The sequence below is a fragment of the Candidatus Villigracilis saccharophilus genome, assembly GCF_016711665.1.
In genome coordinates this window covers 1-22,669 of record NZ_JADJSO010000065.1, presented here as the reverse complement: position 1 = coordinate 22,669, position 22,669 = coordinate 1, and the positions used below count along the sequence as shown (strand labels likewise).

Sequence of the window (22,669 nt, the reverse complement as noted above, 5' to 3'; positions counted from 1 at the left end):
ACCTCAGGGCGGTTTTCATTCGGAGAAGAATATGTTCAAGCACGAAATCCCAAACACACCAGTTCATACCACCCCCCCACCCCTGATTGAAATTGCAGGTACACACCGCGAAATGGGACGCCAGATCGGCGAAGCCATGCGCCCCCAAATCGCAAACAGTATCGCCAACGCCCATGTCTTGATCGACGCGGCTTATAACGACCTTGAGCTTTCCTGGGAAGGCGCGCAGATCCAGTCCCGCAAATACCTGCCTTTCGCAGAAGAACGCTATCCGCAATATGTTGATGAAATGCGCGGAATCGCCGAAGGCGCTAATGTCGCCTTCGATGATATTGTCGTGCTCAATGTAATGGAAGCAGTCACGACCGACGCATTACACCTGACACGCTGCACCAGCATGGCGGTCAACGAACAATGCACCGCGGACGGTCACATCCTGGCCGCGCATAATGAAGATTGGATCCCCGAGGATGAGAACGATACCTTTGTTATTTCCGCCACACCTGATAAGGAACCCCCGTTTCTTGCCATGACCTACGGCGGGCTGCTGCCCAATGTGGGATTCAATGCCTATGGCATTTGTCAGCTAATAGACTCGGTCTACCCAAGCGACTCGCGTGTCGGCATCCCGCGTCTTGTAGTTGCGCGCGCAGTACTATCATCCAAACGCATTTCGGGAGCGATCGGCCGTACCCTGGTTCAACACCGCGCAGCGGGTTACAACCACCTGATCATCCACGAAAGCGGCGAGATCTATTCGATCGAAGTCTCGGCGCGCAATTTTGAGATCCTGTATGGGCACGATGGTTATATGGTTCACACCAATCACTACATTGACCCGAAGATGAAAAACATTGAGAAAGACCCCGAAGAATTACTTTCATCACGTGTGCGTTATTTCCGTGCGTCACGCCTGTTGCGCCAGAGCCAGCAGCACACCATCAAAAGCCTGCAAGCCATTCAGAAAGACCACGTCAACATCCCCAACTCAATCTGCAACCATAATATCGAAGGGCTTGACCCGCTTGACCGTGAAAAGACCATCAATGCCATGGTGATCGACCTGACCATGCGCGAAATGCACATCGCATGGGGCAATCCCTGTGAGAACGCATATCACACGTATCATTTGAACGCATAGCCTTGAAAATCAGAAGAACAAACTCCCGATCAACGTCGAAGCCAATGTCATTGTGACATTATCAATATCCTTGTAATGCAATGACTCGACTACCGCACCCGCGAGGGCTATTGTTGTAATGGGAAAAAGATAACTGGTAATCGGCGCAGAAAAAACACCGGCAAGAACATAAATAAAGAGTATTCCAAAAGACATCAACCACCCGCCCGCGAAAACGCCCAATGTCCCCGCAATGGATTTCTCGCGGCTCCACGGGAGTTTAGGCGAAGCAATACGGCGTCCCACAACATCTGCAATGCCGTCGCCGCCGCACATCATCATTAAGGCGATAATGCCAATCGGGGAATCCTTCCAGTACACCAGAGTCAAGACCACGAACATGATCCCGTAATAAAGCGGACCGCGCAAGATCTCCTTCGGATCACCCGTGCGGGACATGGCCTGCACCGAAGCATCATCCTTGATGACGCCAAAGCCAATCAATGCAAATTGAACTGTGATCGCAAAAGGCACCAGCGCCGCCAGCCAGCGCGCGTCAGGCGTATCGCGGAAGAGGAACCAGCACAACACAAACAGCGGCCCCGTCCCGATATGAATGACCTTGCGGCTGAGCTTGCTGTCCATCCAGCCGCGGTGCGCGATGTAATCCATGGAACGCAAAAACAGCATGGAAAGTGCAAAGGTAATGATGAGGGCGATGTAATTATTCAAGTGAAACTCCTGAAGAAATGGTTTGCACAATAAAACCCGCCTCCACCAAAAAAGATATTCCGGCAAATATCTCCATGCTATAATCCGCCATTGTTTTTCATAATCAACAAAATGTCGCAAATCATACTGTCGTTATAGGCAGACTTGCTCCCGGGCAAAGACAAGAGCGCCATCGCAACGACCTGATACAAAGTGAGGAGTGCCTACTCAACCCCCCAACAATGGAGAATTTAATGAAAAAAGTATTGCTTATTTGTATATTTGGGCTGGGCATCCTGTTATCCGCCTGCGGATCGAGCGCCGCATCCAGTCCTGCCGTCGGAGCAGTGGAAGGTTACGTCAACGCAATCGTTGCGAACGATGCGGACAAACTCTCAGCGCTTTCCTGCGCGGACTGGGAATCGGATGCGTTGATCGAACTGGATTCACTTCAGGCGGTGACTTCGACTCTCGATGGTTTCGCCTGTCAGGAGACAGGCACAGACGGAGAGGCAACCCTGGTCCACTGCGACGGAAAGATGATCCTCAGCTACAACGGCGAAAACCAGGAACTTGACCTGTCCACCCGCACTTATCAAGTTGTGGAACAAAGCGGCGACTGGCTGATTTGCGGAGTCCGCTAAAAGAATTTCACGACGAAGGGTCACGAAGGATCTCAAAGATTTTTCTTCGTGCCCCTTTGTGGTTAATAATTTTTATGAAAAGAATCCTATCCCGCGAAAACATCTTCGCTCTGATCTTCTGCCTGATCCTGATCGCGCTGGTCATCTTCACCGCAGACAGCAGTCCAACGTGGATCTATCAAGGTTTCTAAATGACGATCATCCAAATCCTGATCGTTGCGGCGGCCGCTTTGTTCTGGGGGCTGGTCATGCGCGAGCGCGGCCGCAAGTATTTTCTACTGATCGCGAGCGTTCTGTTCATTTTCTGGCTGCAGCCTGCCCTGCCTTTACGCGGATTCGATTTTTGGATTCCCCTTGCAACACTAACCATCACTGTTTTCAGTTGGTTCATCACCGCAGCCGAAGAATCACGCCGCGAAAAAAAGAATTGGGGCGTCGTTGCGATTCTCGCCGGGACTGTTCTACTTCTTAACCTGACCCGCTTCCTGCCCTTCGACTCGATCCTCACCCCGTCCCGCCCGCCTCAATCTTTAACCTTGATGCTGATCCTGGCATTCTCGAGCATCATCTTCCTTTTAGTGACTCGCGTGACGCACTTCCACGCCGCTTTATTAGCGGTCAGCATCATTGGTCTGATCGCATTTTTCCTATCCATAAAAATTCCAGCTCTGGCGTATTGGGTCAGTTACGGAATTCGCTCCCTTACGGATCAATCACTGACCGAAGCAAAAGCCATTGACCTGCGCTGGCTGGGATTTTCATACGTCGCTTTCCGCATCATCCACACCCTGCGTGACCGCCAAATGGGTCGACTGCCCGCTGTTGATCTGGCCGAATACGTAACCTATGTAATTTTCTTTCCCGCTTTCACCGCAGGTCCCATTGACCGCATTGAACGATTTATCAAAGATCTGCGAAAATCATCCACACTTGGAAACGATGAATTGCTGATCGCGGGTCAGCGCTTCATGCTGGGCTTGTTCAAAAAATTCGTTGTGGCGGATGCGCTGGCTTTGATCGCGCTGAACGATACGAATGCGTTACAAGTCCGCACAACTGGTTGGATGTGGATTCTTCTTTACGCCTACGCATTTCAGATCTACTTTGACTTTAGCGGATACACCGACATTGCCATTGGCATTTCCAAATTTCTGGGAATTCAATTACCTGAGAATTTTTCTGCGCCTTATCTAAAACCAAACCTGACTCAGTTCTGGAATAACTGGCACATGACCTTGACGCAATGGTTCCGCGCGTATTTCTTCAACCCGGTCACACGCTGGCTGAGATCGTGGAACAACCCCATGCCTGCGCCGGTTATGATCGCATCAACACAGATCGCGACAATGCTATTGATCGGATTCTGGCACGGCGTAACGTGGAATTTTGCGCTGTGGGGACTATGGCATGGAGTTGGTCTCTTCATTCATAACCGTTGGAATGACATGGCCAAAGTCCGCGCTGGGGAGTGGGCGACAACTCCTTTTAGAAAAAACATTTTGAATATAAGCGGAGTTGTAATTACATTTAACTTCGTCGCGCTTGGCTGGATATTTTTCGCCTTATCTTCAACGTCCACTTCGGTGCAGGTATTTTTGAAATTGTTTGGGATGAGATAATGAGGCTTTATGAAAACAATTAATATCATTCTAAAAGGCTTCCTTCTCTTCATTATCTTTAATGTAGTATTCGCCATTCTGCAACCGCGGGTTGGTAGTCTTTCGGCATACAATGTCATTTTTCCAGGGCGGGAACGGCTGCCGTTTGGGGAGAACTCAGCCAAGGCTTATAACCTGAGCCTGTTTGACCTGGATGCGATGTTCGCGTCGCATGAAATCAATGGTGATAATAAACAAGTTGATGAATTCCGCGTGATCCTGATCGGTGATTCTTCTGTTTGGGGGACATTGCTAAAACCTGAGGAGACTCTCGCAGGGCAGCTTAATTCTGCAGATTTTTCAGTGTGCGGGAAAAGTATCCGCGCCTATAATCTGGGATATCCAACCATTTCGTTGACCAAGGATGTGCTTCTGCTGTCACATGCAATGAAATATCAACCAGACTTGATCATTTGGCTGACCACCCTGGAAGCATTCCCAGTGGAAAAACAGACCGCATCACCATTGGTCGCCAACAACGAGGAAACCCTCCTTCGTCTGGCAACCAGATACGGGCTTATGGTTGACGCGAATGACCCTGCTTTTATCCGGGACTCATTTTGGGGTAGTACTATTATCGGGAAGCAGAGAGCGCTCGCAGATGTATTCCGCCTGCAATTGTATGGTGTGATGTGGGCTGCCACCGGCATTGATCAGACCTACCCGACTGATTATCAGAAGGCGCAAACTGACCTGGAAGCCGACCAAAAATTTCATAAGTTCGAGCCGCCTGTAATGGATGAAGACCTGCTTGCGTTGAATGTTCTTGAGGCTGGCATGAATATGGCAGGAGACACCGCCGTCATAATTGTCAACGAACCAATGTTGATCAGCACAGGCATAAACAGCGATATCCGCTATAATTTCTTTTACCCGCGCTGGGCCTATGATCAATATCGTTCGATGATGAGCGAGCTAAGCCTGAAAAATAACTGGACTTATACGGATCTTTGGGATGCGGTCCCTGCAAGTGAATTCACCAACAGCGCGATCCACCTCACCCCTGCAGGGGAAGCATTCCTTGCTCAAAAAATCAAACCCACTATTGAGGGGATATGCAAATAAGTTTAGGAGAAGGAATGTATAAAGTTCGGTTCATCTTGCTATTGGCACTCTCTTTATTAATAGCATCCTGCGGCAACAATGCCACTCAGCCCACCGTTGCCGCTTCTTTAAAAAGTTCAACACCGACCATACAAAAACCCGCGCCGCCAGCCGCAGAGACTCAAATCCCAACCGAGGTGTTTCTCCCTCCCACGGCACACCCCACTTTGGCGGCGGGAGAATGGCAGGACCTACCAATCGTACCAGCTATAAGCGACACAGTCATAGAAATCTATCGACACGGCCTTGAGTTGGGAAATGACCCAAATGCGTTCTCAAAGGTTGGTGACTGCCAAACCAGCACAGATTTCTTTCTGGTGGATTTCGATCATGAGGACCGTTACAATCTCGGAGAATACACTAATCTACAGCCTACAATTGATCATTATCAGGGATCTTTCTCACGCCAGAGCCTGGCGGTTAAGGATGGATTCAATGTGGCGGCGGTGCTTTCTCCTCTACGGGCAGATCCGAAATTATGCGAGAAAGGTGAAACCCCGCTGGCTTGCGAGATCCGATTGAACCATCCATCAGTTGTGCTGATCAGTATGGAGACGAATTTCAATTCACAAACCGCCGCCAAGTATGGCAGTTATATGCGCAAGATCGTTGAATATTCCATTTCACAAGGCGTGGTACCGATCCTTGCGACAAAAGCTGATAACCTCGAAGGTAATCACAGTATCAATGCCAAGATCGCAGAGATCGCCAGCGATTACGATGTTCCCCTATGGAATTTCTGGGCCGCGGTCCACGACCTGCCAAACAATGGTTTTGACCTGGGTCTTAACGATGGTTTCCATTTATCGCTTGGGAAAAATTATTACTTTGATGATCCAGCAAACATGGAACGCGCATGGCCTGTGCGGAATCTCACAGCACTGCAGGTGCTGGATGCTGTAAGAAGTAAAATAAATAAATAATAGGAGAACCCATGACTGAAAATATCACTGCCACCCTTGCAAAATTCATTGCAGAAAAAATATTGAAACAAGCAAATAAAGTTATCACACCCGACGAGTCCCTGATCTCCAGCGGATTGATCGATTCTTTTAGTTTGATGGATCTGGCATTATTTATTGAAGACACCTTCAATGTGCGCATCGAGGATACCGAGTTGAATGCCCAGACATTCGATAATTTGTCCCAGCTGACAGAGTTGATCGCTTCGCGGCAGTAAAGGAATAATCCGCAGATAGCAGATTGAACAGATTTTAAAGAAAAATCTGCGCCATCTGCCAAATCTGCGGACAGGAAATTCATGACAACACTCTCAAACCTTCTCCACCGCTCCTTTTTGGAAGTCCCTGAGAAAAAGAGCATTGTTTTGCAATTTGCCGGTCAGCCTGATTCGGAGTTGACCTATCGCCAGTTGATCCTCGGCGCGAATCAATACGCCTTGACTTATGCCCGCGAAGAAATCAAACCCGGCGAAGTGGTTTTGCTCATCCTTCAGCACGGACAGGATTTGGCCTTCTCTTTTTGGGGTGCGATTCTACATGGCGCGATTCCCGCGATCATGCCGTTCTTGAGCGAGAAACTATCACCAGAACGGTATCGCGCGGATTTGGCTTCGTTAATCTCAATCACAAAACCAGTAGCGATCATCACATCTGCCGAGTTCGAATCTGAGGCGCGCTCGGCACTCGTGCCCGGCGACTCGATTCGCAGGGTAATCATTACAAATACCATCGAACGGCAATCTGAACCTGATTTCGATTCATTGCAAGGCATGAAGGCATCACCAGAAGATATTGTCATCTTACAGCATTCGTCCGGGACAACGGGTTTGCAAAAAGGTGTGGCGCTCTCGCACAAAGCTGTGCTCAATCAACTTGAGGCATACAGCAAAGCCATTCAACTCGACCCCGAAAAAGATGTCATCGTCTCCTGGCTTCCTCTTTATCACGACATGGGATTGATCTCTTGCTTCCTCATGCCAGTTCTCTTGCGCGTGCCGGTCGTTGAATTGTCGCCTTTCGATTGGGTGCGCGCACCTTACAAGTTGATGCAGGCTGTTTCGCAATACAAAGGGACATTAAGCTGGCTTCCCAATTTTGCTTACAACTTTTGCGCGAACAAGATCCGCGAGCGAAACCTTGAAGGTGTTGACCTCTCCTCATGGCGGGCGATCATCAACTGCTCCGAACCTGTCCACGCTGAAAGCCATCGCCTCTTCGCGGAGAAGTTCGAGAAGTTCGGGCTGAATCCGCTAGCTTTGCAAACGTCATATGCGATGGCAGAGAATGTCTTCGGGGTCACTCAAAGTTCATTGGAAACCGGACCAACTGTCGTTGAAATCGACCGCGAATCCTTCATGATGGAACGCATCGTGACTCCGCCGAAAGCGGATCGCCCATCCATGAAAGTAATGTCGTCGGGACGTCCGCTTGATAACACAAGAATCCGCGTGGTCAACGAGAACGGTGAGGAAAACCTTGACCGCATGGTCGGCGAGATCATGCTGCAAAGCGACTGCATGTTGAGCGGTTATTACAACCGCCCCGATGCGACCGAATTGGCGATGCGCGATGGCTGGTACTTGACCGGCGATTACGGTTTTCTTTCGGACGGTGAGTTGTATGTCTCAGGCCGCAAAAAGGATATGATCATCGTCGGTGGAAAAAATATTTACCCGCAGGACCTCGAAGCGCTGGCCAGTGAAGTGCCCGGCGTGCATCCTGGCCGCGCGGTGGCGTTTGGCATGTACGATGAAGAAGCAGGGACGGAGGAAGTCGTCATCATCGCCGAAGTGGACAGCGAAGAACCGTCCGAGCAGGAAGCCATCGCGGACGCGATCCGCAAGCATGTGACCAAAAGCTCCGCCATTGCGCTGAGGCACGTCAAGGTGGTTGGAGAAAAATGGATCGTGAAAACCTCCAGCGGAAAAACGGCGCGTTCGGCAAATAAAGAAAAGTTCTTTAAAGAACTTGATGTAAACTAGAAGAAACATTCTGTAATACTGAAAGGCAACGCAATGCAATTTACAAAAGAAGAACTCGGCGAATTATTGAATGGAGAAAAACCGCTGCAACTGGCGGGCCTTGACCTCAGCAAAGCAGACCTCAGCGGAGCGGACTTGAGCAAAGCTGAGCTAAGCGGAGCAGACCTGAATGGCGCATTCCTTGATAAAGCCAAGCTGCGTTATGCCAACTTATATAAAGCAAACCTAGATGGAGCCAACTTGAGCAAGGCTAACTTCCATGGGGCAATCCTTACAGAATCAAACTTGAGCGACACCGACATGAGCGAATCTGACTTGAGCGGCGCCATTTTGACCGATGCGAATGTAAGCTATTCCAAATTAGTTGGTGCGAACTTGAGCGGGACAATTTTAAAAGAGACGAAATACAATACGTTCACCCAATGGCCGCTGGGGTTTGACCCAATAGCGGCTGGAGCCATCCTAGTAAAATAGATCATCAGGAAACAAAAAGAGCATCCCTTGAACAGGATGCTCTTTTTGTTTACGCGACTTCCACTTGTTGATTGGAATTCTTCATCAGCCAAACGTACCCATCTTCCAAACCGGGCTGCGTGGGCTGGGCACTCGAATACCCGTTGACATTTGCACCGACCAGCCGATATTGAGTCCCTTCCGCGAGATGCAGCATGGAGACGACAGTGAGATCGTGATTGGGCTTCTCCAAACCAGACATGGTCAACGTCCACACATGGCCTTCGGTGGCTTTGAGCATTTCGGCGGGGCTGCCGCGGAAGAGGATCTTTCCTTTTGCAAGCACAGCCAGATCACGGCAGGTTTGACCGATATCTTCGACGATGTGAGTCGAAAGCAGGACAATACGATCCGCGGCGAGGTTGACCAATAAATTGCGGAAGCGAATCCGCTCTTCGGGGTCAAGCCCCGCTGTTGGCTCGTCAACGATGAGCATTTTCGGGTCGTTGACCAAGGCTTGAGCGATTCCGACGCGGCGTTTCATCCCGCCTGAGAAGCCTTTTATTTTGCGCTTCGCCACTTCGCGCAGACCGACCATCTCCAACACTTCCGTCACACGTTGGCTGCGTTTGCGGGAGTCGTCCAGGCCCTTGAGGATGGCCATGTAATCCACGAATTGCTCGGCGGTCAGTTCGGTGTACATGCCAAGTTCCTGCGGAAGATAGCCGAGCATGGACTTGACCGCGTACTTGCCCGCTTCGGTGGTGAGGTCATGTCCGTTGACGCGGATGGAGCCGCCGCTGGGATTGACGATGCCTGAGAGGATACGCATGAGGGTGGTCTTGCCTGCGCCGTTGGGGCCAAGCAAGCCAAACATGCCAGAGTTGATCTGCAAGTCCACGCCGTTGAGGGCGTTGACCGTTTTGTTTCCAGAGCCGTAGGTTTTGGTGAGTCCAGTAATTTCGATCATGGTGAGTTCCTTTTTATTGCGTCATTGCGAGCCGCGCTTTTTGCGGCGACACTTGCGCCGCGCGCCAGTGCGGTGAGCAATCTCAATTACAGTCTTGGAGATTGCTTCGGGCTGTCGCCCTCGCAATGACGGATTAGATATACCTTTCCTGTTTTCGCAGCAAAGCCCATGCGACAAAGAGGAAGGCAATAGTGAGAGCGAATAGCGCGATCTGATTCGATACAAGGTCGGGGTGTTCGGGGCTGAGGATGCTCATGAAGATGTAGGCATATTTCCAGTTGTTGGCAGCCATTCCGTCGCGGACGATCAACTCCACGAACCAGACGAGGCCGACGAGGAATGAACCGACCATGGTTTGAGCGCCGGCCAATGCGCCAAAGGTTCCGAGCGCGATCAAGGTGAAGGTGGGCAGCAGCCAGCACAGTTGGACATTCACCCAATTGCCAAGTGGAGAAAAATCCACGCCGATGATGAGGCAGAAAAGCAAAAAGGCATTGGCGCAAACTGCTTGAATGAGAAAGATCAACGTGGTGCGTTCAAGCAATATCTGCGCGGCGCGGATGGGTGTAGCAAAGCGCAGTTCGAGCGCAGGGTCATCGAGGATGGCATACGCCGCCATGAAGCCGCCAACCAGCGGGACAGCAAAGCCAACATAGGCGCGAGCAATGTCATAGTTTTGCACTTCGTTGCGAAGAAGCAAGGTCAGGATGACGAAGAATGCCAGGAAAGCAAGCGGGAACCAAAGCTGGTCGAGGCGATAGGTGAGTAAAGTGTATTTCAAGGAAAAGCGTTTCATTCAAAATCCTGTTTTGTACACGGAATGGACGGATGACACGGAAAAGACATTTTTTGTTTTCCGTGAAGCTATTCGTTTTATCCGAAAATTATGCGCGGCGGGACTGCCATTGCAGGTAATAGTTGAGGACAACCATCACAGCCGTGATGCACAGACCAAGCACAAGCAGGTTGAGGTTGCATCCGTGGCGGTGTAGGTCAGCGGGTCCTGCAAGCCATGAAAGCCGCCGAAGTAACCTTGATAGGCGTGCATCCCGCCTGCGGTGAGCAATGTCCCGTTGAGGGTGGGGAAAATTTCTGGCGGGATGTAATTTCCCCAGAACCAATAGCCTGTGAACAGGATCTGATACACACGCAAGGGCATGATGAGCGGACATGCCAGTGAGAAGGCAATGACGAATGCAAAGGCAGGGGACGATCATTGCGAAGAATGTAACCGTCATGGCAAATATCAAATTGATGGGAGCATTGCCAGTGGCTACGAGGCCGGCTGTCACAACCCAGATCCACACAAGAACGGGAGCAAGGGAAGCCGCGAGCACGCCGAAATATTTCCCGAGGATGTACACCAAATTGCTGAGCGGCGTGCTGGACTGCAACTCATGCACGCCTACTCGAAAGTCACGCTGCATTCGGTCCGCGGCGAGGATGCCAGCCGCAACGGGCAGAAAAAGATTGAAGGTGTACGCCAGTTGGCCTGCGAATTGCCAGAGTGTGGCATCGGTGAAAATATCCCGTTCATCAGGCGAAGGCCAAAGGACGGAGACGGTGTAGAACAGGAACAACAGTCCATAAGCGATCCACATGCCTGAGCGGCGAATGGACATATTGAATTCATGGCGAAAGACGCCGATAAAACGAGACATGGGTTTCTCCAAATTCTTTATCATGCAGGAGACAAAGTGTCACAAAGGAAAACCTTCGTGTACCTTTGTGACACTTTGTGGTTAAAAGGTTTTTACATTGCTATCGATCTACGCCACTGCACCTGATCGCGGCCTGATGACCAGAGCGCGAACACGATGAGCGCAAAACCGAAAACGAAAAGCATGGCGGGGTTTTGCCAGAACTGGCGATAGGTTTCGAGCCACGGAGGATCAAACGCGAACCATTCGCCAAATGATATGAGAGAAGCATATTGCGCCGACCAAAACAGGTATGCAATGAACAAGGCGTTGCCAGTGCCGATCCACAGCGAGAGCATGAGCGCGAGCGCGGAGAGGAATGTCATGGGGGCGAGCCAGCCAAGGATGAATTCTCCCAGTGCTCGCGGTGGAATGATGAGAAGCAGGACAAGCGTGGCACAGCCTGCCAGAAACACGTTGTACGCAGAGACAAGAGTGAGCCGTGCCAGTAAGACTTTCCACGGTGAGATGGGTGTGGCAAAGGTCAACTCGGCGGCGGGGTCATTCTCCGAGCCGTAGATCAGCGTAACTGTTCCAGCGGCGATCATCGGCGCAAAGAAATACAGCACTTCCACGCGCTTCACCAATAACGCCATCGCCAAAAAGATGAACATCAAAGCGGCAGAGCCGATCCACAACTCGTTGTGGATGATGAGCATTTGCATGCGCAATAACTGTCCCGTGCTGCGCAATGCGCGTGTGAGTTTGTTCGGTTGGCGTATTGCTTCCAGTGCAGAATCTGCCAAATGGACGGGAGCAGGCATGAGTGAGTCTGAGGCGTTGATTTCATCCGCGACAGATCGCCAGAGAAGCAGATCCGCCTGACAGTCCGCACAGTCCGCGAGATGTTTTTCAAAATCGGCGCGCGCTTGTTCATCGAGTTGATTCGCGGCGTATAAAATAATTTGTTCTTCGTGGTTCATCGCCAATTCTCCTCGCTACGGCTGAGCACGCCGCGCAAATGCTGACGCGCATAACTCAAACGACTCTTGACCGTGCCAACGGGACATTTCAAAACAGCCGCGGCTTCGTTGAGCGACAGCCCTTGATAGAAGATGAGCTCGAGTACAGCGCGATGTTCAGGCGACAGGCTTTGCAAGCCATCACGAACCCAACCTTCTCTTCTTTAACTTGGGCCTGCTCCTCGGGCGTGGGCAGAGTCGCAGGGATGGTTTCTTCTGCTTCGCCTAAAAAATGAGGCGTGCTGCGAATGGCCTTCATCGCCGTGTGATGGACGATGCCCAACAGCCACGCAATGAGGCGGCCCTCGCCGCGAAATTTATTTGCCGTGCGCCATGCAGTGACAAGCGTGTTCTGCGTCACATCTTCGGCGGTGGCGGGGTCGTCGGTCAGGCGCAACGCGTACGCATAGAGTCGCTGACCATACTGCGCGTACAGATCGCGCACGGCATCATCATCGCCAGCTTGCATGCGATGGATCAGGTCGAGGTCGTCGGTGGGTTGCGTCATGGCGGGCTGCGTCTCTTGCGGGTTCCAGTGAATGGCAAGGTCTGCTGTTTGCATTGTATCTGCTTCTCGATAGTATGTACCAGCGAGATGCGAAAAGGTTCAAAATTGGTAAAGGCATGTAAAATTGGGACAGTAGGTCATCGCTGAAGTATGTCAAGGTTTGGAGAAAAATGGATCGTGAAAACATCCAGCGGCAAGACGGCAAGGTCGGCAAATAGGGAAAAGTTTTTAAGGAGTTGGGGAGTGAGAAGTAAAAGGTGTTGCCAAGCGACACAATCAATCGCATACAGTGTACTAAAACTAAGGAATGGATTCGGCCAAACGGATTACATCTTCTTTTGTGATTGTCGCTGATGTAGCAACCAACATGAATGTTCTTCCAGTGTTTTCCCAGATCATCCACGCACCTTTTGTATCATCCTTGGTTGGCCCCCAGCGAGAAGGATTCCATTTTCGAACTGAACCGGATAAATCAGAAAGCCATGCAGCGCCACGAAAAAAGACGGCGGGTTGATCATTTATCGCTATTACTTGTGGTTCATTTTCTGGTCCTACGGTGACGAAAGTTGCAACAGTGCAATCTGATCTATAATCATGCAAAGGCCCGTTAGAATCATATAATAACCCGTTAGGGCAAGAGCCCTCCCTTACCTCAAGCTGAATCGTCTCGCCAGAATTATCTTTCCACTGAAATAGAGCAGAAGATGGCGGAGTCTCGATTATGGAACCGTAATAAAGGGCTGCCCGTTCTTGAAGCACATAATCAGCTGGAACCCAAGTTGGTAATTTTGCAAAGAATGGGTAGTTAGTAGAAATATCTTGAGGGCTTAACGGAGTCCAAACCTCAGAATATGACTCACTTTCTTGGCCTTTAGCAGGTGTGGGTAGGAGCTCATCCCTGACCAAAACCGTCACACCTCTCACCGTTATCTTTTCAATAATATTTTCTACAACCGTAAGGGCCGCCGCACGGACAGTTGGCGACACGGTTAAAATCAAGGCAAAGGTCAAGCATAGGATAGCCAGTACAAAGGCTATTCGTTTTGAAGTAGAACGCCGACTAATAAACGTTCCTGTTTTTGCATCTTGGACGAGCTTTGTGTAAAGAGTTTGGTTAAAATCAGGGCGAGGCGATTGGCGAAACTTCGAAAAGAAATCATCGTTCATGGTTATTTCTCCCATTCAACGCGCAAATGCTGCGTTACGCGATGAAGAATGGTGCCAACATTGGATTCACTCATTCCAACCAACTTGGCAATTGTGCGATTGGCAAGGCCGGCGCCGTATTTGAGTGCAAATAATTCACGGTCACGGTCTGTTAGTTGGGCGAGCAGGATTGAAAGCCGCTCAAATTCTGAACGTTTTTGGATCAAACCTTCCACGGTCTCGTCATCAGATACGTGAATGGCAGCATCAAGCGAAACTTCGGGATGTGGTTTGCGGAAGTAATCGGCGAGTATATGCCTGGCGATAGTAAACAGCCAAGTTGAGAATGCGGCCAAGTCATACCGGTATCGGTGACGATTCCGCCATGCCTTCTCGAATGTTTCAGCGGTTAAATCTTCAGCCACATGGTCATCGCCAACTCGATAGCGGAAGAAGTTAAAGAGGCGGGGTAAGTCTGCTTGATATGCGGCTTCCCAATCCACCTCGCGGGCGGGAACGAGCGATTTTCCGAAGAAGCGTATTTGATTTGTCATCCTACAACATTATACGTTTTTGAGCTAAAAGTATCACAGCAAGGCAAAGATTCCATCCCTGATTATCCATTTTTCGTAGTATATTTTCCCCCTCAAAGGAAGAGAATCATCTATGGCATTAATCGATTTTAAAGAGGTGAGTCTCGGTTCCTGCAAATACGCTGAATCCATCGAAGTAAAGATTAAGTCATTCAACACATCCCTGCAATTTCAAAGGCAATAGCGACTCATGGATCTTTCTTCACCGCTTTTTTTGTTTTTGTTTTTGCCTGTTTTCTTATCTATATATTTAATCAATAATTACCTGTTCCAAATCCAAGGATTAAAGCTGCCCATAATTTTGGCAGCAAGTGTTCTTTTTCTAACATGGGGAGAGCAGACAGCTTTGTGGTGGCTGGGCGGCATCGTAATTTCCGGGTACGCCGCGGGGCTTGTCATCGCGAAAACCAGGGAAACTGGCGGGCGTTTTTCATTATGGCTTTGGGCTGCAATTGTGGTGGATTTGGCGATCCTTTCTTTTTTCAAGTTCAGCACTGCCTTTGGTGAGTCTGATTTTATACAGTTGCACCTACCTCAAATCCCGTCCTTCCCTGCAAGCGGGCTGGCAGTTCCCATCGGTCTATCCTATATCACCTTTCAAGTTATCTCCTACCTGGTAGATGTCTGGCGTGGAAAAATATCCGTTGAAAAAAACTTTATCGCATTGTCAACCTACCTGTTATTCTTCCCAAAGCTTATCTCCGGGCCGATCACAAATTACAAGTCATTTGCACGACAGATGGAGCAGCTCAATCCCTCCAGCGACGATATAGCAGCAGGTTTTCGACGTTTCCTCAAAGGCTTCGTAAAACGCGCATTGATTGCCAGCCAATTATCTCCGATGGTGAATGCGGTATTCAATCTTCCCACAGCCAATGTTGAGCCTAAATTTGCATGGCTGGCACTAATCGCTTTTGCGGTACAAATTTTCTTTGATTTTTCCGGGTACACCGACATGGCAGTCGGTCTGGGAATGATGATCGGCATCCGTTTACCTGAAAACTTTGATTTCCCATATATTGCCCAAAGCGTCAACGATTTTTGGCGTCGTTGGCATATGACCCTTTCCACCTGGTTCCGTGAATATGTATTTTTTCCGCTGGAGCGAAGGCGTTTTAAGTGGGCCGGCCAGCAAATGAACATTCTTATCGTTTTTGTATTAACTGGTCTATGGCATGGATTCAAACCCACGTTTATTGTCTGGGGGCTGCTGCACGGATTTGCATTAGCCGTGGAAAGCGCCGGTTTTGGACATTCGCTAAAACAAGCATGGCGGCCAATCCGTCACATATACACCCTGTTCACCATCAGCGCGGGCTGGGTATTTTTTCGCTCGAACAGCCTGCTTTTTGCTTTTGAGTTTTTTGGTCGTTTGGCTGGCAACACATCAAACCTGACGCCGATTCCTTTCAGCGCGTCAACTCCACTGCCATTTATTGAGCCGTCTTTCATCCTCGCGTTGACAGCGGGTATTTTCTTTTCACTACCCATTTCTTCCGTATGGAATAAATTTTGTGCGAAGTTTGACGGACATCGTATTTTCTTATTATTATTTTTTGAAGATGCATCGCTTGTCTTGTTGTTTATATTAGGGCTTGCCCTGCTGCTAGGCAGCAGTTTTCAGCCGAATCTTTACGCAAACTTTTAAGAATATTGGGTTCAACCATGTCCAACATACCATCGCCACCCCATCGCTATTCCCAATTCTTCCTTCTTTTTATTTTTTGTACCACCGCATTCATAATGGCCAAGAGTCTTTACTCCGGCATGGCAGACTTTCAGGATAATCTCTACAAAAAGGACTGGCTTATAGAGCAAGGCAATTTATTCCGAATCACCTTGAAAGACAGGGTATATCCGAACGCGCTAATTGGAAAAACGGCTGGATGGAATACACAAGCGACGGCAATATCGACGACTTTCAGAATGTGGAAGGATTTAAAAGCAAGGAGGATATTGCAAAGAAAATAACGAGTCTAAACCAATACTTAAATGAGCAGGGTATTTCATTGGTAATTGTAGTTGCACCCAACAAAGCCAGTATTTATCCGGACAAACTTCCAGATCAGATAAAGCCCCTCTCCGCGCAAACAAGGCTTGACAGCCTAATTTCCTATTTGGGAACAAACAACCCGCCATTAATCCTGGACCTCAGGCCGGCGTTACGGGCCGCACGCCAGGATCAGGATGTCTATTACAAAACAAACACCCACTGGAATGGCTATGGCGCCTTTACGGCATACACGAAGATCATTAACGTTCTCGCAAGTTCGCATCCTGAACTTCAGCCCTACGAGGCCGCTGATTTTAATTTAGTGACAACGGATCCTGATGTACAGGATATTTCAAAGCTGATGAACGCAAATTTCATTAAAGAGTCAAGTCTATATTTCACGCCAAAAACGACCACAGTTCATACAGAACAACCAGAAGATTACAGTGGATACAATCAATTTTCCCAAATCCCAGATAGTGATCTGCCAACGCTCCTTATGTTCCACGATTCTTTTGGCGCTACCTACTTGAATGATTTCTTAAGTTTAAATTTCAAAAAATCGCATTTTATTCACCTAACGAGCGTGTCCCAATATTTAAACAAAGAATCCATCCACTATTTCAATCCCGACATCATCATTATTGAAATAGTAGAGAGGAATCTAGAACAACTCAACAGGTATCTTCCAGATATTTTGCCTGAATAAAAGAACCTATACCGGCAGATGTGTTTTTTGTATATCCGGAATTGACAAACAACCCAACCTGCTATTTTTTTTTAAAACTCATTCAGCGGTGGTCTTCTGGCGGCCGCCTTTTTCTTCCCTGATTATCAATTTTTCGTAGTATATTTTCCACCTCAAAGGACATGGATCATATATGGCATTAATCAGTTTACAGGATGTGAGTCTCGGCTTCGGCGGACCGCGCCTATTTGACGAGATCAACTTGCAGATCGAACAGGGCGAATGGGTCGGCCTGTTGGGTCGGAACGGCATGGGGAAGTCCACTTTGCTTAAGTTGGTCAATGGCGACATTTCACCACTAAGCGGAACCATTGCCCGTCAGCAAAATTTACGTGTGGCCTATCTACCGCAGGAAGTCCCCGCTGGTGTTGAAGGCAAAGTATTTGACATCGTCGCGAGCTGGGATGAAGCGCCGCGTCATGCTCGCGCGCGGACTGGTCAAAAAGCCCGATCTGCTTTTGTTGGATGAACCCACCAACCACCTTGACATTGACTCGATCAACTGGCTCGAAGATTTTCTAAAGCGCTGGGGCGGCACATTATTATTCGTCAAGCATGACCGCATCTTTCTGCAAAGTTAACCACGCGCATCATTGAACTGGATCGCGGTCATCTCTTCGATTGGGATTGCAGTTACAAACCTTTCTCGAACGCAAGGAAGCCATGCTCTCCGCCGAAGCGGAGCAAAATATCCTCTTCGATAAAAAACTGGCGCAGGAAGAAGTTTGGATCCGCAAAGGCATCGAGGCGCGGCGCACACGCAATGAAGGCCGCGTGCGCGCGCTGAAGCGTCTGCGCGAGCAGCGCTCGAACGGCGTGAACGCCCAGGCAAAGTGAAGATGCAAATCCAGGCTGAGAAGCGTTCTGGCAAACTTGTCATCGAGGCGGAGAACGTCAGCTATTCTTATGGCAATCAAACCATCGTCCGCGATTTCACCACCACCATTCAACGCGGCGACAAGGTTGGCATCATTGGCCCAAATGGTTCGGGCAAAACAACTTTGCTGCGTTTACTGCTCAATGAATTAACTCCGCAAACTGGAAGCGTTGAATACGGCACGAATTTGGAGATCGCTTATTTTGATCAACTGCGCGCGCAGCTCGATGACAACAAATCCATTTTGGATAACGTCGGGCAGGGGCGCGACACGGTCACGATCAACGGGCGCACGCGCAACCTGATGGGCTATCTCGAAGATTTTCTTTTCACGCGCGAGCGGGTCAATGCGCCCATCAGCGCGCTTTCGGGCGGCGAACGCAATCGTCTCTTGCTGGCGCGGCTCTTTGCCCGTTCCGCGAATCTGCTCGTGCTGGATGAACCCACCAACGATCTCGATGTTGAAACGCTGGAAATTCTCGAGGAACTTTTGCTCGACTATGATGGCACGCTCCTGCTCGTCAGTCATGACCGCGCCTTTCTTAATAACATCGTCACCAGCACGCTTGCAATGGATGGAAATGGCAAAGTCACAGAAACTGTCGGTGGATATGATGAGTGGAAGCGGCAGGCTGATCTGCTCGACAAGCCCGCTTCAGACTCAGCAAAGCCTGCCTCAACAACCCAAACAGAATCAGCGCCGAAAGATTCGTCGGCTCCGCGCAAATTAACATACAAGGAACAACGCGCACTCGAAGCGCAAAAACAGGAACTCACCGAACTCCCCAGCGCATCGGATCCCTCAGAAGCCGAAGTCCACGCCCTCAGCGCCGCAATGGCCGATGCCTCCTTCTATCAACAAGACAGCGCCAGGATCACATCCACAGTGGACAAGTTAAATCAATTACACGATGAACTCGCGCAAGCATATCAACGCTGGGAAGAGTTGGAAAAGCTACAATAATGTCATTGCGAGAAGGTCTTTAGCCCGACGACACTTGCCCTGGCGCGCAGTGCCAGGGAGCAATCTCCTTATATCAGGGGGCTGCTTCGCGATAAACCTGCTCGCAGCGACATCCCTTCTAAAGCGCAACACCATTCATCAACGCTGACCAATCTTCAAAATACGGAACATCAAATTGATCGAACGCTTCAGCTTTCGAAGCACTGCCTGAGGTCAATCCATAAGCCTGCACATCCACATAAAAGCCAGCGTCCTTTAATATCTCACCCGCCTTGCGCGTCGAACGGATCCCCCCCATCGTATCTTCCACCACGATCAATTCAAATTTATTCGGCAGCTGCTTGAACATGCCATTCAACTTGCCAGTCTCGCGCCATTGATGCGCCGCCTGTAAAGCAGGCCATTCTTCGCCTGTCCATGCGGCGAGAGTTGCAGCCAAAGCCTGAAAAGGTGAAGGTTTCTTTAATGCTGCGGGGTCAAGTTGATATTGGGCGGCAAGATATTCCAGCTTGCCAAAAGCCATCAAGGGAATATCAGCCAACCCAACGAGTTCGAGCGCGATCTCCGCTTCCAGGTGCGTACCCAAAATGTGAATCAGAAACCTCTTTCGGCGGCGCAGAAGGACGGGCTGTTAATCCAGCCAGGCGAAGGGTTGATCGGCGCAATCGTCCACGAATTTCATCATCTATTTTTGAGCGGTCAGTGAGTATGCGAAAGAGTCCGTTTCAATTTCTGCGGGCAATTTATAGGTCTGGCTGAATATTGGCTGCCCAGGGTGTAGTGCTGAAACAATCGCATGGTGTGCGAAAAATTGACATTACGGGATTGACTTAAGATTGGTGCGGAGATCCGCAGGGATAAAAAGGAAAACATCCCTGCTGCAGGGCAGCCTCGGCGGGATATTGCCCGCAGTGAACTCAAACTCAGGGACATGGAAGTTCACGGGGCAGATACCCATTGACGTGACGGCCGATCTCCACCGCCGCGGATGACAGGGCCGCGGGCAGATTTATTTTGGGTAATGGGCAAGAATATCATTCCACAAAGTAGCGAGCAAAAGCGGAACCATATCCCATTCGCTAAAGATTCCGCGCTTCTCCAATTCAGCCAGTTTTTCTTCGGGGAAATCGAAATGGTCAAGTCCCATCAGGCTGGCATAATGATTCAATGTGGAGTGCAAAGCGGCGCGATATCCGCCGTGACTGACCAGCACGCCGTCAATGTCCAGTAAAACGATCTTCGTCATTTGTGGCGCTTCTCCAGCTCGGCGAGGATATGCGCGGGGGTGAGTCCACGCGCAGAAAGAAGCACGAGCGTGTGATAGGTTAGATCAGCCACTTCTTCGACCAGACGCTGATCTTCCTGCGCCAGCGCCGCCACCACGACTTCAGTCCCCTCTTCGCCGACTTTCTGCGCGATCTTTGGCAAGCCTTCCGCGAACAGGCTTGAAGTGTATGATTTTTCGGACGGATTATTTTTGCGGTCTTCGATTATATCGAACAGCCATTGAATGCTCATTTTATTTCTCCAATTATTATTTCACGGTAAAAACAAGTCTGATTTCCGGTATGGCAGGCTGGTCCCGCAGGGTGGACAAGGATCAGAAGCGTATCCGCATCACAATCCACGCGGATTTCAATGACTTTCTGAATATTCCCCGACGTCTCGCCCTTATGCCACAACTCACTGCGGCTGCGTGACCAGAAAATTGTCTCGCCTTTTTCCAATGTCAAACGTAATGACTCTTCATTCATGTACGCCAGCATCAAGACTTGATTCGTCTCCGCATCCTGCACAATGGCAGGGACAAGGCCGTTTGAGTCAAATTTTATTTCAGGTATTTTCATTTATTTCTCCAGTAAAAAAAATCATCCGCAGATCTGGCAGATTGCGCAGATCAAAAAAATAAAATCTGCAAAATCCAATAATCTGCGGATCAGCTTTAATCCTCACAGGCACGCCCCAATCCTGCAATTCTTTTCAATTCTGCGATCTTTAACTTGCCATCGTGGAAAAGGGAAGCCGCCAGCGCGGCATCCGCTTTGCCTTCGGTCAGCACCTGGGCAAAATGAGATGGAGTCCCCGCGCCGCCCGAAGCGATAACGGGCACAGATACGGCCTCGGCAATGATGCGAGTCAATTCGATGTTATAACCAGCCAAAGTTCCATCTGCATCCATGCTGGTTAATAAAATTTCACCCGCACCCAACTTCACTCCGCGGGCTGCCCATTCGATTGCATCAATTCCTGTCGGGACTCGTCCGCCGTTGACATAAACTTCCCAGCTCAAGCCGCTTCGACGCGCATCAATCGCCAGCACGATACATTGCGCCCCAAAACGCGCCGCGCCTTCTGATAATAACTCAGGATTCTTGACCGCCGCAGAGTTGACGCTGATCTTGTCCGCGCCTGCGAGAAGTAAATTCCTCATGTCATCCACTTCACGGATGCCACCGCCGACGGTCAATGGCATGAAGACAGTTTCCGCCACGCGGCTGACCAATTCAAGCGTGGTCTTGCGTCCCTCGTTCGTCGCGGAAATATCGAGAAAGACCAATTCATCCGCGCCTTGTTCATCGTATAAACGCGCCTGCTCCACAGGGTCACCTGCATCACGCAGATTAATAAAGTTGACACCCTTTACCACGCGTCCATCTTTAATATCAAGGCATGGAATGATTCTTTTAGCCAGCATAAAATATCTCCTTCAAAACTGCAATGCGACTTATGTTAAGCACACTTGATTCATTCAGTAATGTTAAGTATATAACATTATGGTACATAAAAATGTTGGAAATCACCTCAAAGAGCTACGTGCAAAACTTGGAATGACCCAGGCTCAACTTGCCGAACTTGTTGGAATTGCGAGAGTCTCCATTATTGCGATCGAAAACGGGCGCTTTATTCCAACTGTTGAAACAGCTTTGCGTATCAGTCAGGCAGTAAATATTCACATTGAAAAAATCTTTTGGCTGCAGGAGAACAACCAATGAAAAAAGAATTCTTCCCATATTGCATTTCAAGATTTATCCTAAGCTCAGTCTTCTCCATACTTGTATGGGATCTCCCTTGACATCCGCTCTAATGACAATCGTTTTCTTTGGGTTATTCTATTCTATTTGCACAGCGGTTGGTTCAGCATAGACCTGGGAAATCCGTTCTTTCCCTTGCGTCGCGACTCTCACCGGACGGAGATTCAAAGAAAAGCGCTCGTTGCATCGATTATTATCAGTTTGTTGCTATACATAATTTCGATGCCGTTATCAACCCTCGTAGAATTCCAATGATCACTCAGAACATTGCTCTTTCCATCAGGATCTTCTCCTACTTCATCGCTCAATTTACCTTCTTCATCAAGGCTTGATTGAGCATCGTTCAATTTGATAGTCCTTCATACAACGCCCTGCCGATAATACAACCAGCCAAGCCAGCAGCATCCTTTGCTTCTATCAATCAGTGGTTTATTCACCACGGAAGCAATGACATCGAGTCCGCTTACATCAGCCAACTCGCGGGTGGAAGGGATGTTCAGCCCGCTGCCCAGTAACCGTCCTGGGATATCTGTAAAGATAAC

Annotated in this window: 27 protein-coding genes and 2 pseudogenes; 15 read left to right on the top strand and 14 right to left on the bottom strand. The window is 49.4% G+C overall.

Annotated features, from left to right (window positions below):
- The first annotated feature begins 31 nt into the window (after nucleotides 1-31).
- The gene (locus IPL17_RS20500; protein ID WP_345308945.1) at nucleotides 32-1,141 is read left to right on the top strand and encodes a C45 family peptidase; all 1,110 of its coding nucleotides are present in this window, start codon (nucleotides 32-34) and stop codon (nucleotides 1,139-1,141) included.
- A 9-nt stretch (nucleotides 1,142-1,150) separates the two neighbouring features.
- Here IPL17_RS20500 and IPL17_RS20495 read toward each other — a convergent pair whose 3' ends face one another.
- A complete protein-coding gene (locus IPL17_RS20495; protein WP_345308944.1) occupies nucleotides 1,151-1,852 on the bottom strand; it encodes a phosphatidate cytidylyltransferase in 702 nt (233 codons plus the stop codon).
- 233 nt (nucleotides 1,853-2,085) lie between these two features.
- Between IPL17_RS20495 and IPL17_RS20490 the strand changes: the two genes are divergently transcribed.
- The 7 genes from IPL17_RS20490 to IPL17_RS20460 all read left to right on the top strand — a co-directional run bounded on the left by IPL17_RS20490 (nucleotide 2,086) and on the right by IPL17_RS20460 (nucleotide 8,655).
- On the top strand, nucleotides 2,086-2,475 hold the full coding sequence (locus IPL17_RS20490; RefSeq protein WP_345308943.1) for a hypothetical protein: 390 nt from the start codon (nucleotides 2,086-2,088) through the stop codon (nucleotides 2,473-2,475).
- Between the two features lie 191 nt (nucleotides 2,476-2,666).
- The gene (locus IPL17_RS20485) at nucleotides 2,667-4,094 is read left to right on the top strand and encodes an MBOAT family O-acyltransferase (RefSeq protein ID WP_345308942.1); all 1,428 of its coding nucleotides are present in this window, start codon (nucleotides 2,667-2,669) and stop codon (nucleotides 4,092-4,094) included.
- A gap of 9 nt (nucleotides 4,095-4,103) precedes the next feature.
- Nucleotides 4,104-5,198: a hypothetical protein gene (locus IPL17_RS20480; RefSeq protein ID WP_345308941.1), complete on the top strand. Its 1,095-nt coding sequence runs from the start codon at nucleotides 4,104-4,106 to the stop codon at nucleotides 5,196-5,198.
- A 14-nt stretch (nucleotides 5,199-5,212) separates the two neighbouring features.
- Nucleotides 5,213-6,160, top strand: coding sequence for an SGNH/GDSL hydrolase family protein (locus tag IPL17_RS20475; RefSeq protein ID WP_345308940.1), 948 nt, complete (start codon nucleotides 5,213-5,215; stop codon nucleotides 6,158-6,160).
- An 11-nt stretch (nucleotides 6,161-6,171) separates the two neighbouring features.
- Nucleotides 6,172-6,417: an acyl carrier protein gene (locus IPL17_RS20470; RefSeq protein WP_345308939.1), complete on the top strand. Its 246-nt coding sequence runs from the start codon at nucleotides 6,172-6,174 to the stop codon at nucleotides 6,415-6,417.
- Between the two features lie 81 nt (nucleotides 6,418-6,498).
- Nucleotides 6,499-8,181: an AMP-binding protein gene (locus tag IPL17_RS20465; protein ID WP_345308938.1), complete on the top strand. Its 1,683-nt coding sequence runs from the start codon at nucleotides 6,499-6,501 to the stop codon at nucleotides 8,179-8,181.
- Between the two features lie 33 nt (nucleotides 8,182-8,214).
- Entirely contained in the window at nucleotides 8,215-8,655 is a 441-nt protein-coding gene (locus IPL17_RS20460) for a pentapeptide repeat-containing protein (RefSeq protein ID WP_345308937.1), read from the top strand.
- A gap of 49 nt (nucleotides 8,656-8,704) precedes the next feature.
- Here IPL17_RS20460 and IPL17_RS20455 read toward each other — a convergent pair whose 3' ends face one another.
- From IPL17_RS20455 to IPL17_RS20425, 7 genes are all read right to left on the bottom strand, one after another.
- Entirely contained in the window at nucleotides 8,705-9,604 is a 900-nt protein-coding gene (locus IPL17_RS20455) for an ABC transporter ATP-binding protein (protein WP_345308936.1), read from the bottom strand.
- 133 nt (nucleotides 9,605-9,737) lie between these two features.
- On the bottom strand, nucleotides 9,738-10,400 hold the full coding sequence (locus IPL17_RS20450) for a hypothetical protein (RefSeq protein ID WP_345308935.1): 663 nt from the start codon (nucleotides 10,398-10,400) through the stop codon (nucleotides 9,738-9,740).
- An 88-nt stretch (nucleotides 10,401-10,488) separates the two neighbouring features.
- On the bottom strand, nucleotides 10,489-11,265 hold the full coding sequence (locus IPL17_RS20445; protein ID WP_345308934.1) for a hypothetical protein: 777 nt from the start codon (nucleotides 11,263-11,265) through the stop codon (nucleotides 10,489-10,491).
- A 92-nt stretch (nucleotides 11,266-11,357) separates the two neighbouring features.
- Complete coding sequence (locus IPL17_RS20440) at nucleotides 11,358-12,227, bottom strand: zf-HC2 domain-containing protein (RefSeq protein ID WP_345308933.1); 870 nt, start codon at nucleotides 12,225-12,227, stop codon at nucleotides 11,358-11,360.
- A gap of 88 nt (nucleotides 12,228-12,315) precedes the next feature.
- Complete coding sequence (locus IPL17_RS20435; RefSeq protein ID WP_345308932.1) at nucleotides 12,316-12,828, bottom strand: sigma factor; 513 nt, start codon at nucleotides 12,826-12,828, stop codon at nucleotides 12,316-12,318.
- Between the two features lie 246 nt (nucleotides 12,829-13,074).
- Nucleotides 13,075-13,941, bottom strand: a complete 867-nt coding sequence (locus IPL17_RS20430; protein ID WP_345308931.1) for a hypothetical protein — start codon at nucleotides 13,939-13,941, stop codon at nucleotides 13,075-13,077.
- Nucleotides 13,942-13,943: 2 nt separating this feature from the next.
- Entirely contained in the window at nucleotides 13,944-14,474 is a 531-nt protein-coding gene (locus IPL17_RS20425; protein ID WP_345308930.1) for an RNA polymerase sigma factor, read from the bottom strand.
- Nucleotides 14,475-14,814: 340 nt separating this feature from the next.
- Here IPL17_RS20425 and IPL17_RS20420 point away from each other — a divergent pair, with 340 nt between their 5' ends.
- From IPL17_RS20420 to IPL17_RS20395, 6 genes are all read left to right on the top strand, one after another.
- A complete protein-coding gene (locus IPL17_RS20420; protein WP_345308929.1) occupies nucleotides 14,815-16,161 on the top strand; it encodes an MBOAT family O-acyltransferase in 1,347 nt (448 codons plus the stop codon).
- 238 nt (nucleotides 16,162-16,399) lie between these two features.
- Nucleotides 16,400-17,215: a hypothetical protein gene (locus IPL17_RS20415; protein WP_345308928.1), complete on the top strand. Its 816-nt coding sequence runs from the start codon at nucleotides 16,400-16,402 to the stop codon at nucleotides 17,213-17,215.
- A gap of 172 nt (nucleotides 17,216-17,387) precedes the next feature.
- Nucleotides 17,388-17,723: an ATP-binding cassette domain-containing protein gene (locus IPL17_RS20410; RefSeq protein ID WP_345308927.1), complete on the top strand. Its 336-nt coding sequence runs from the start codon at nucleotides 17,388-17,390 to the stop codon at nucleotides 17,721-17,723.
- Nucleotides 17,713-17,835, top strand: a complete 123-nt coding sequence (locus IPL17_RS20405; RefSeq protein WP_345308926.1) for a hypothetical protein — start codon at nucleotides 17,713-17,715, stop codon at nucleotides 17,833-17,835. Before IPL17_RS20410 ends, IPL17_RS20405 begins: the two co-directional genes overlap by 11 nt.
- A 46-nt stretch (nucleotides 17,836-17,881) precedes the next feature.
- A complete protein-coding gene (locus IPL17_RS20400) occupies nucleotides 17,882-18,091 on the top strand; it encodes a hypothetical protein (protein WP_345308925.1) in 210 nt (69 codons plus the stop codon).
- Nucleotides 18,092-18,093: 2 nt separating this feature from the next.
- Nucleotides 18,094-19,095 carry an ATP-binding cassette domain-containing protein gene (locus IPL17_RS20395; RefSeq protein WP_345309020.1) on the top strand — a complete coding sequence of 334 codons (1,002 nt, stop codon included), beginning with the start codon at nucleotides 18,094-18,096 and terminating at the stop codon, nucleotides 19,093-19,095.
- Between the two features lie 118 nt (nucleotides 19,096-19,213).
- On the opposite strand, the gene IPL17_RS20390 is transcribed toward IPL17_RS20395, so the two are convergent.
- From IPL17_RS20390 to hisF, 4 genes and pseudogenes are all read right to left on the bottom strand, one after another.
- Nucleotides 19,214-19,681, bottom strand: a complete 468-nt coding sequence (locus tag IPL17_RS20390) for a hypothetical protein (protein WP_345308924.1) — start codon at nucleotides 19,679-19,681, stop codon at nucleotides 19,214-19,216.
- A 423-nt stretch (nucleotides 19,682-20,104) separates the two neighbouring features.
- Complete coding sequence (locus IPL17_RS20385) at nucleotides 20,105-20,341, bottom strand: hypothetical protein (RefSeq protein ID WP_345308923.1); 237 nt, start codon at nucleotides 20,339-20,341, stop codon at nucleotides 20,105-20,107.
- A pseudogene (gene hisIE, locus IPL17_RS20380) lies at nucleotides 20,338-20,942 on the bottom strand (bifunctional phosphoribosyl-AMP cyclohydrolase/phosphoribosyl-ATP diphosphatase HisIE). Before hisIE ends, IPL17_RS20385 begins: the two are co-directional and overlap by 4 nt.
- 97 nt (nucleotides 20,943-21,039) lie before the next feature.
- Nucleotides 21,040-21,790: pseudogene (gene hisF, locus IPL17_RS20375) on the bottom strand (imidazole glycerol phosphate synthase subunit HisF); the annotation flags it as partial.
- 79 nt (nucleotides 21,791-21,869) lie between these two features.
- Here hisF and IPL17_RS20370 point away from each other — a divergent pair.
- Complete coding sequence (locus tag IPL17_RS20370; protein WP_345308922.1) at nucleotides 21,870-22,088, top strand: helix-turn-helix transcriptional regulator; 219 nt, start codon at nucleotides 21,870-21,872, stop codon at nucleotides 22,086-22,088.
- A gap of 203 nt (nucleotides 22,089-22,291) precedes the next feature.
- Here IPL17_RS20370 and IPL17_RS20365 read toward each other — a convergent pair whose 3' ends face one another.
- Complete coding sequence (locus IPL17_RS20365) at nucleotides 22,292-22,474, bottom strand: hypothetical protein (RefSeq protein ID WP_345308921.1); 183 nt, start codon at nucleotides 22,472-22,474, stop codon at nucleotides 22,292-22,294.
- A 12-nt stretch (nucleotides 22,475-22,486) separates the two neighbouring features.
- On the bottom strand, nucleotides 22,487-22,669 hold a 183-nt coding region (locus IPL17_RS20360), incomplete at its 5' end, for a hypothetical protein (protein ID WP_345308920.1).